Annotated in this window: 7 protein-coding genes and 1 tRNA gene; 6 read left to right on the forward strand and 2 right to left on the reverse strand. The window is 68.6% G+C overall.

Going from position 1 to position 8,747, the window contains the following annotated elements; all coding sequences use genetic code 11:
- The 6 genes from OXF11_15170 to OXF11_15195 all read left to right on the forward strand — a co-directional run.
- On the forward strand, positions 1-187 hold a 187-nt coding region (locus OXF11_15170; GenBank protein MCY4488436.1), incomplete at its 5' end, for an IS110 family transposase.
- Between the two features lie 210 nt (positions 188-397).
- Complete coding sequence (priA, locus tag OXF11_15175; GenBank protein ID MCY4488437.1) at positions 398-2,623, forward strand: primosomal protein N'; 2,226 nt, start codon at positions 398-400, stop codon at positions 2,621-2,623.
- A gap of 177 nt (positions 2,624-2,800) precedes the next feature.
- Positions 2,801-3,337 (forward strand): peptide deformylase, encoded by a 537-nt coding sequence (def, locus tag OXF11_15180; protein ID MCY4488438.1) that lies wholly within the window; start codon positions 2,801-2,803, stop codon positions 3,335-3,337.
- 8 nt (positions 3,338-3,345) lie between these two features.
- Positions 3,346-4,290, forward strand: a complete 945-nt coding sequence (gene fmt, locus OXF11_15185; GenBank protein MCY4488439.1) for a methionyl-tRNA formyltransferase — start codon at positions 3,346-3,348, stop codon at positions 4,288-4,290.
- A gap of 172 nt (positions 4,291-4,462) precedes the next feature.
- Complete coding sequence (rsmB, locus tag OXF11_15190; GenBank protein MCY4488440.1) at positions 4,463-5,833, forward strand: 16S rRNA (cytosine(967)-C(5))-methyltransferase RsmB; 1,371 nt, start codon at positions 4,463-4,465, stop codon at positions 5,831-5,833.
- Between the two features lie 105 nt (positions 5,834-5,938).
- Positions 5,939-6,015, forward strand: a tRNA-Pro gene (locus OXF11_15195).
- Between the two features lie 302 nt (positions 6,016-6,317).
- On the opposite strand, the gene OXF11_15200 is transcribed toward OXF11_15195, so the two are convergent.
- Entirely contained in the window at positions 6,318-7,052 is a 735-nt protein-coding gene (locus tag OXF11_15200) for a hypothetical protein (GenBank protein MCY4488441.1), read from the reverse strand.
- 104 nt (positions 7,053-7,156) lie between these two features.
- The gene (locus tag OXF11_15205; GenBank protein MCY4488442.1) at positions 7,157-8,149 is read right to left on the reverse strand and encodes an ABC transporter substrate-binding protein; all 993 of its coding nucleotides are present in this window, start codon (positions 8,147-8,149) and stop codon (positions 7,157-7,159) included.
- Positions 8,150-8,747 lie beyond the last annotated feature (598 nt).

Here is an 8,747-nt window from a genome sequence, read left to right on the forward strand (position 1 = left end):
CATGGCCGCCCTCTCAGCCATACGCTGCAACCCCGAACTGAGCGGTTTCTATCGTCGGCTGCGGCGCCGCGGTAAGCCTGGTAAGGTGGCCCTCGTGGCCGTGATGCGCAAGCTCTTATTGCTACTCCATGCCATCGCGCGTCGCAGTACCCCGTGGTTACCCACCCTCCGCCCTGAGCCCGCTTAGCCCTTGTTTTCCATCACAGATACTCCCGCGGAAGCGGCTGTGTCAAAACTCCGGAGGCTACCGTCCCCCAAAGAGTCATTCCCGCGAAAGCTTGCCCTCGACCCCGATCGGGGGCGGGAATCCAGGGGTGGGGAAGGGCGGAGCCGTGGCTTTTCCGCGCGGTCTCATCAATACTTCCAGACGATGAGCGCGGTCGAGAATCCTGTTCCGTTGAAGGCGGCTCACCCGTTCGCCTTGGTGGCGGTTCCGGCGCCGATGCTGGAGCCGTTGACCTACGCGGTGCCCGGGAGTCTGCGGGAGCGCCTGGCGGTGGGGATGCGAGTCCTGGTGCCGCTGGGGCGGCGCCGCGTGACCGGGGTGGTGGTGGGGTTCGAGCGCGCGACGCGCCTGGCCGGCGTCAAGGAGATCGCCCAGGCGCTGGACGACGAAGTGCTGCTGGACGAGGGGTTCCTGGAGTTGTGCCGCTGGGCGGCGGACTACTACGTGGCCTCCCTGGGCGAGGTGCTGGCGGCGGCGCTGCCGCCGCTGCTGCGCACCGAGAGCCGCGTGGTGGCGGCGTTCGCGCGCGCGCCCGAAGACTATCACGGGGAGGTGGACAGGGAGGTGCTCGAGGCGCTGCGCGAGCGCGGTCCGCTGGCGCCGGCGACGCTGAGCCGGCTGTTTCCGCGCCGGGGCGTGCGCGCGGCGCTGGACCGGCTCGCGGCACAGGGCGCGGCGACCGTGGGCGAGCGGCTGCGCGGGCATATGCGCGAGGCCCGGCGCCGCCGGGCGGCGCCGCCGGAAAAGACCACCAGCGGGGCGCCGCCGAGCCGCGCGCCGGTGCTCACGGACGAGCAGCAGGACGTGCTCCGGTCCATGGAAAGGCGCCTGCGCGACGACGGCTTCGAGACCGTGCTGCTCCACGGGGTCACCGGCAGCGGCAAGACCGAGGTGTACCTGCAGGCCATGGAGACGGTGCGCGGGCGTGGGCGCCAGTGCCTGATCCTGGTGCCGGAGATCGCCCTGACGCCGCAGTTGCTCGACCGGCTCGAAGGGCGTTTCCCGGGCGACGTGGCGGTGCTCCACAGCGGCCTCACCCCGGCGGAACGGTGGCGTCACTGGTGGCGCATCGCCCACGGGGTGGTGAAGGTGGTGGTGGGGGCTCGCTCCGCGGTGTTCGCTCCGGTCCGGGACCTGGGGCTCATCGTCGTGGACGAGGAGCACGACTACAGCTACAAGCAGGAGGAAGGCGTGCGCTACCACGGGCGTGACCTCGCGGTGGTACGCGCCCGTATCGCCGGCTGTCCCGTGATCCTGGGCTCGGCCACGCCGTCCCTTGAGAGCTACCATAACGCCCGTAGCGGCCGTTACCGCCTGCTCGAGCTCACCCGGCGGGTGCAAGCGCGGCCCATGCCCGGCGTCGAAGTGGTGGACCTCAAGGCCGGGCAGGAGCCGGCGCCCACGGAGGGGCTCTTCTCCCCGCCGTTGCTGCGCGCGCTGCGGGAGAACCAGGAACAGGGCCTGCAGAGCCTGATCTTCCTCAATCGGCGCGGCTTCGCCTCGTTCCTCCAGTGCTGGTCCTGCGGCTTCGTGGTGCGCTGCCCGCACTGCAGCATCAGCCTCACCTACCACCTCGGGCGCAACAGCACCTTCTGCCACCACTGCGGCTTCCGCCGGCGCAAGGTCGACGCTTGTCCCGCCTGCGGCAACGTATCGCTGAGCGAGGTGGGCGCCGGCACGGAAAGAGTCGAGCACGCGCTCCGGCGGCTTCTGCCCAAGGCGCGCATCGGACGCATGGACCGGGACACCACCAGCGCCCGCGGCGCCCAGGAGCGCATCTTCCGGGCCTGGGAGAAGGGAGACCTCGACGTGCTCGTGGGTACGCAGATGGTGGCCAAGGGCCACGACGTCGGCGGCGTGACCCTGGTGGGGGTGGTGCTGGCCGACTCCTCGCTCAACCTGCCGGACTTCCGCGCGGCGGAGAAGACCTTCCAGATTATCAGCCAGGTGGCCGGGCGCGCCGGCCGGGCGCGCCGGCCCGGCCGCGTCATCGTGCAGACCCTTGTGCCGGGTCACTACTGCTTCGGCCATGCCCAGGGCCACGATTACCCGTCGTTCTTCGCGGCCGAGATCGAGTTTCGCCGCGAGCTCGGCTATCCGCCGTTCCGCCATCTCGTGCACCTGCGGCTGGACGGCACCGAGGAGGAGGGTGTGGCGCGACGCGCGCGCGCCCTCGCGCGGGACCTGCGCCGTGACGACAACCCGCACGGGGTGGAGATACTGGGGCCGGCGCCCGCGCCCATCACCAAGCTGCGCAACCGCTACCGCTGGCAGATCCTGCTCAAGGGGCGCAGCCGCCCGGCCCTCGGGGTCATGGCCCGGCGCGCCGCCGCCTTGGTCCCCAAGGGCCGGACGGTCCGGCTCCACATTGATGTGGATCCGTACAACATGTTATAAATGCGGGAAATTCGTACTCAAGCCCCTGACACGTCCAACCGTCATTCCCGCGGAACAGGCTATGTCAAAACTTCGGTTGAGAATGGGCACCAACACCCCGAATCGTCATTCCCGCGAAAGCTTGCCCTCGACCGCGATCGGGGGCGGGAATCCAGGCAGGGTGAGGCGGCGGAAGGCATGATCCTCGATATTCTGAAGTTTCCGGAACCGATCCTGCGGATGCCGGCCCAGCCCGTGGGAGCCGTCACCGGCGAGATCGCCGAGCTGATGGAGAACATGCTGGAGACCATGTACGCGGCCCCCGGCATCGGCCTGGCCGCGCCGCAGGTGGGCGTCTCCAAGCGTGTCATCGTGCTGGATCTCGACCACGAGAACCGCGGCGTCAACGTCATCAAGCTGGCCAACCCGGAGGTCCGCGAAGCCGAGGGCGAGGTGGTTTACGAGGAAGGCTGTCTCAGCGTGGTGGACTTCACCGCGGAGGTCACGCGCGCCGAGCGGGTGCTGGTGGGCGGCTACGGCGCCGACGGCGAAGAGGTGGAGATCGAGGCCGACGGACTCCTGGCCGTGGCCCTCCAGCACGAGATCGATCATCTCGACGGCAAGCTCTTCATCGACCGCATCAGCCGGCTCAAGCGCGACATCTACGTGCGCAAGCTCAAAAAGGCCGTCCGTACGGGCAAGGAGCCGGAAGAGAGCCGCGGCGTCGTCATCTGAACCACCGGATGCGCATCGTTTACATGGGCACGCCGGCCTGCGCCGCGGCATCGCTGGAAGCTTTGCTCGACGGTCCCGACGAGGTCGTGGGTGTGGTCACGCAGCCCGATCGGCCCTCGGGCCGGGGCCAGACCACCACTCCCTCACCCGTGCGGCAGGCGGCGGAGCGCCGCGGCATTCCGGTGTTGACGCCCGTGAAGATGAAGGACCCGGGCCTGCTGGAGCGGCTGGCGGCCTGGCGCCCGGACCTCGTGGCGGTGGTGGCCTACGGGCGCATCCTGCCGCAAACGATCCTGGACCTGGCGCCCCTGGGCTGCGTCAACGTCCACTACTCCCTGCTCCCCAAGTACCGCGGCGCGGCGCCCATGCAGTGGGCGATCCTCCAGGGCGAGGCGGTCACCGGGGTCACCACCATGCGGCTCGTGGCGGAGATGGACGCCGGTCCGGTTCTGCTGGGGGAAACGGTTGCCATGGACCCCGGCGAGACCGTGCCTACCCTGGAAGCGAAGCTCGTGCCGGTGGGGGGACGGCTACTGCTGCGCACGTTGGCCGGCCTCGAACAGGGAACTCTTGCCGCGCGCCCGCAGGACCCCGCCGGGGTGACCTTCGCCCCCATGCTGAAGAAGGAGGACGGCCTGATCGACTGGACCCGGCCGGCGTTGGAGGTCGAGCGGCGCGTCCGCGCCTTCACGCCATGGCCCTCGGCGTTCACCTACTGGCAGGGGAAGTTGGTGAAGGTCCACGGCGCGAGTCTGGCGGACGGTGCGCGCGAGCCGGAACAGCCGGGAACGGTGTTGCGCGCGGACGCCGCCGGCCTTTGCGTGGCCGCCGGTGCCGGCGAACTGCTCCTCACCGAACTGCAGATGGAGGGGCGCAAACGCATGCCGGCCGCCGCCTTCCTGCGGGGCGCCGGTTTGCGCCCGGGCATGCGGTTCGAGCGCGGGCCACGCTAGTGTCCTGCGTCACAAATAGCTTGATGAATCCGCGGGTCCTTTTCGCCGTCGGCTGCGTTACGTCACCCCGGGCCGTGACCCGGGGTCTTCCTCGCGTGGTGCCGGCCACTGGGGCGACCGCGGGTCGCCCCTACAGGTCATCGCGCTTTACCGGCGACAAAAAACCTTGTCCGTGACACCGCATCGAAAGAACCCCCGCGAGCTGGCCGTCGACATCGTCGACCGTGTCGAGAGGCGGAACGCTTACGCGGACGTCTTGCTGAGCGCGCGCCTGGACCAGGCGGCGTTGCCGGCGGTGGACGGCGCGCTGCTGACCCGCCTGGTCTATGGCACGCTGCGTTGGCGCGGGCGCATCGACTGGGTGCTCGCCCGCTTGCTGCGCGATCCCCTGGACAAGCTGGATCCGTTGGTGCGGAACCTGCTCCGCGTGGGCGGTTACGAGCTGCTGTTCCTGGACCGGGTTCCCTCCTACGCCACCGTCAACGAGTTGGTGGAGTTGGCGAAGCGCCGCGTGGGTCCCGGCAAGGCGCGATTGGTGAACGCGGTGCTGCGGCGGATGGCGGGCCGGGAACGGGAGGCGTGGAGCCCGCCCGCCGGCACCGGCAGCGCCGCCGAACTGGCGGCGCTCGTGTCCCATCCGCCCTGGCTCGTGGATATGTGGCGGGAGCGGTTCGGCGGCGCGGAGAGCCGGCGCCTGATGGAAGCCAACAACGAGGACGCGCCGCTGGTGCTGCGCGCCAACCGGTTGCGCGTGACCCGCGACGATTTGGTGCGGCGCTTGTGTTCGCAGGGGGTGGAAGCGCGGGCCGGGGCGTGGTCGCCGCTGGCGGTGCGGTTGCGCGGGGCGTCGTCGCCGGCGCGCTTGGCCGAGTTCCGCGAGGGTCTGTGCCAGGTGCAGGGGGAGGCGTCCCAGATGGTCGGTTTCCTGGTGGCGCCGGAACCGGGCATGCGCGTGCTCGACGTCTGCGCGGCCCCCGGCGGCAAGACCACGCACCTGGCCGAGCTGATGGAAGGCTTCGGCGAGGTCGTCGCGTGCGACGTTTCCGGGCGCGGGCTGGAGAAGCTGGCGGATAGTGCCCGGCGTCTGGGGCTCGATTGCGTACGCACCCAGGTCCGTGATGCGGTCCGCGGGCTTCCGGGCGAACCCGCGTCCTTCGACCGGGTGCTGGTGGACGCGCCGTGTTCCGGGTTGGGCACCCTGCGCGCGCATCCGGAGATCCGTTGGCGTCGCGAGCCGCGGGACCTCCACCGGCTCGCCACGTTGCAGGCCGACATCCTGGAGCAGGCGGCAACACGAGTGGCTCCGGGCGGTGTCCTGGTGTATGCGACCTGCACGCTCTCCCGGCTCGAGAACGAGGAGTTGGTGGAGGGTTTCCTCGAGCACCACGGGGACTTCGCCGTCGACCAGGCCGCCGAACACCTGCCGTCCGCGGCCCGGTCCATGGCGGCGACGCCCTATTTCCTGGCGCTGCCCCATCGGCACGACACGGAGGGTTTCTTCGCCGCGCGCCTGCGCCGGCTGGTTCCCGACCGCGAAGCGTAGGCCCACCCTGGGGGCGCTCCGCGGTCATGACGCCGTTCTCGTTTACCTCCCGGAATCCATGTGTTAGGTTTTCCGTACAAGCCAAGGTTCGATCGGACCGAGTGTCGGGGCGTGGCTCAGCCTGGTAGAGCGCACGGTTCGGGTCCGTGAAGTCGCTGGTTCAAATCCAGTCGCCCCGACCATTCCCCACCGCCCAGACACGGCACCCCTGGATCCCCGCTTCCCGGGCTGTGTCAAAACGCCATCTGAGACAGGCAACGACCCTTTGAATCGTCATTCCCGCGGAAGCGGGAATCCAGGGGTGGTGAGGCGGGGAAACGCCGCTATAGTCCCCACCACCGCCCCTGGATTCCCGCTTCCGCGGGAATGACGATTCAAAGGGGTCGTTGCCTCACGGGTTTTGACACAGCCTGTTCCGCGGGAATGATGACTCGGGGATTGTGCTTCGGATCGCTCTTCACCGACTCTTGTTGCAACATGGACACTAGTGCTCGCGCAGGAGCTTGCCGTACCCCTCGATGCGGTCTTCGATACCCAGGCTCCGTAGCGCCCACCACAGGATGGACTGGCTTCCCTGGACGATGTTGACGCCGAGTTCCTGTTCCAGGGTGTCGATGACGGCTCCGGCGGCCCAGTGGGGAGAGCCCAGGTGGATGGTGTCAATCTCGGGGTGTTCCCGCTTGAGCTCCCGGGCCAGCCGCAGGGGTACCTCGGAGGGGATGGTGCCCACCTCGACGAAGGGGACGCCGGCGAACTTCTGGGCCACCATCGTGGTCTTGTCCGGGTCGTTGAAACGCTCGTTGGGAAGGTGGTCGGCGCTGCCCGGTGTCGATGCGTAGGTGACGGAGCCCACGAGCCGGGCGCCCAGGATCGCGTCCGCCTGGTGGTAGGCGGTGGTGCTGTTGGTGACGGGGATGCCGAGTTCCTGCTGCAGCGCCGCCATGGTGTCGTGGGCGCGCTGGGCGCCTCCGGAATAGACCACCGGGCCGCCGCCGAAGACGATGATGTCCGCCTTGGCGCGCGCCATCTCGCGGGCCGCGCGTACGGCGTGGTTCCAGCTTTCCTCGGCCTCGCCGGAGTCCTTGGAGTGCCGCGCCACCATGAGGGTCGTCAGCGCCAGCGTGACGCCGGGCGGCGCCATCTTGTAGAACTCGTAGGGGAAGACCTCGGTGACGATGGGCGGTGACGTGTAGCCGATGCGCGCGCGATGACCGTACATGCGGGACCTCCGCTCTGTCGATGTGAAGAGGCGGGACCTCCTGCGCCGGAAGCCCCGCCTGCTTCAGGGCCGGCCAAGCACGCCGGCCGCGACCTGGGTGCAATCTACATGCCGGCCTTGACCTTGGCCGCCACGTCCGCGGACACCCACTTCGTCCAAAGGTTCTCGTAGTTCTTCAGGAAGTGCTCCGCGGTCTCTTTCGCGTCGGCCTTGTTGTCGGCCTTCCACGCCAGCACCTTGTTCACCACGCTGTTGGGCCAGGACACGCTCGAGACGAACTTGAACGCGTCGGGCTCTCTCTCCGCGAAGCCGCCGACCACGTAGGTCAGCACCGCGGACTTCGGGTACATGTTCGGCTTCGGGTCGGCGCAGTCCTTGTCGGTGACGCACGCGTACGTCTTGGGGTCGTGCTTCATGCCGCCGAGCTTCACCATGGGGTACTTGCCGAGCACCGACGTGGGCGCCCAGTAGTAGGTGAAGATGGGCTGCTTCCGCTCATACGCCTTGGCGATGGCCGCGGCGAGGCCCGCTCCGGACCCAGGATCGAACAGTGTGAAATTGGCCTTGTCGAGCCCGTAGCCCTTGAACAGGTTGGCGTTGATGATCTGGCAGGCCCAGCCAGAAGGACAGCCGTAGAAGCGGCCCTTGCCGGGGTCTTCCTTGTCCTGGAACAGGTCCGGGCGCTTCATCACGCCCTGCAGCGTGGCAAGCTCCGGATTGTCCTTGACGACGTATTCAGGCACCCACCAGCCTTCCTCGCCGCCGTCGCTCAGAATCTCGCCGGCTTCCTTCAGGCGCCCTTCCTTCGTCGCCTTCGTCACCACCTCGCGCACGGAATTGATCCAGATCTCCGGCGCCACGTCCGGCTCCCCCTTCTCCGTCATGGAGGTCACGGTCGGCACCGTGTCACCGGGCACCAGTTCCGCCTGGCAGCCGTATCCCTTGTTCAGGATCATGGCCTCCACCTGCGCCGCCACCGCGGCCGAGTCCCAGTTCATCTCCGAGATGGTGACCTTGCCGCACTTCGCCTGGGCCGAGGCAGCCAGGGCAAGCACCAGGAACGCACCCGCCATAAGGCTCGCGATTCGCAATCTCATGTCATGCCTCCTCTTGTCTCCGTCCACGCGCCCCCGCCCGGCCTGTGCGTGCGCAGCCCAGGAGGCGACCCATGAACCGGTTTCCTGTTTCGCCGGCGCCCTCGACAGCGCGCGTCTCGCGCGCCGGGAGGGTAGGGACGCAGGGTCCCACCGCACGCAACCCTCGCGGAGGTCCCAGGCAGGAGCCTCCAGGCGCCGGCAGCTTCTCCGGTTTCTTGTTGGTCGCGGAAAGTATCTCCTAAGTGGGAAGGGGTCGCAACCCCGTGCTCACGACCCCGGAGGGGTGGCGCGCTTCGCGGACACTACCGACGACAGGAGTGTCTCGTAAGCCGTCGCCGCGCGGTCGACGGAAAATCCCATGCCCCGTGTCTGCAACACCCGCGGGTCCGGAGGGTGATCCAATGTATGTTCCATCGCCGTCGCCAGAGCGTTGACGTCTCCAACCGGTACCAGCGGCCCTAGCAGGCCGTGGAAAAACGCCTGGATTTGAGGGTCTGTGAGTGATTCGATGGAAAACCCGGCTTCAGGGCATCGAGATAGACTTGTTTCACCGGCCATTTCAGGCCAGGGAGCGCGGCGCAGACGCACTGAGGCCATG

Source organism: Deltaproteobacteria bacterium (genome assembly GCA_026712905.1).
Classification (GTDB): domain Bacteria; phylum Desulfobacterota; class Binatia; order UBA9968; family JAJDTQ01; genus JAJDTQ01.

What these genes read in the sequence shown, in the direction of transcription:
- OXF11_15200 (MCY4488441.1), bottom strand. Translation starts at nt 7,052, where the DNA reads ATGTACGGTCATCGCGCGCGCATCGGCTACACGTCACCGCCCATCGTC.
- def (MCY4488438.1), top strand. Translation starts at nt 2,801, where the DNA reads ATGATCCTCGATATTCTGAAGTTTCCGGAACCGATCCTGCGGATGCCG.
- fmt (MCY4488439.1), top strand. Translation starts at nt 3,346, where the DNA reads ATGCGCATCGTTTACATGGGCACGCCGGCCTGCGCCGCGGCATCGCTG.
- OXF11_15205 (MCY4488442.1), bottom strand. Translation starts at nt 8,149, where the DNA reads ATGAGATTGCGAATCGCGAGCCTTATGGCGGGTGCGTTCCTGGTGCTT.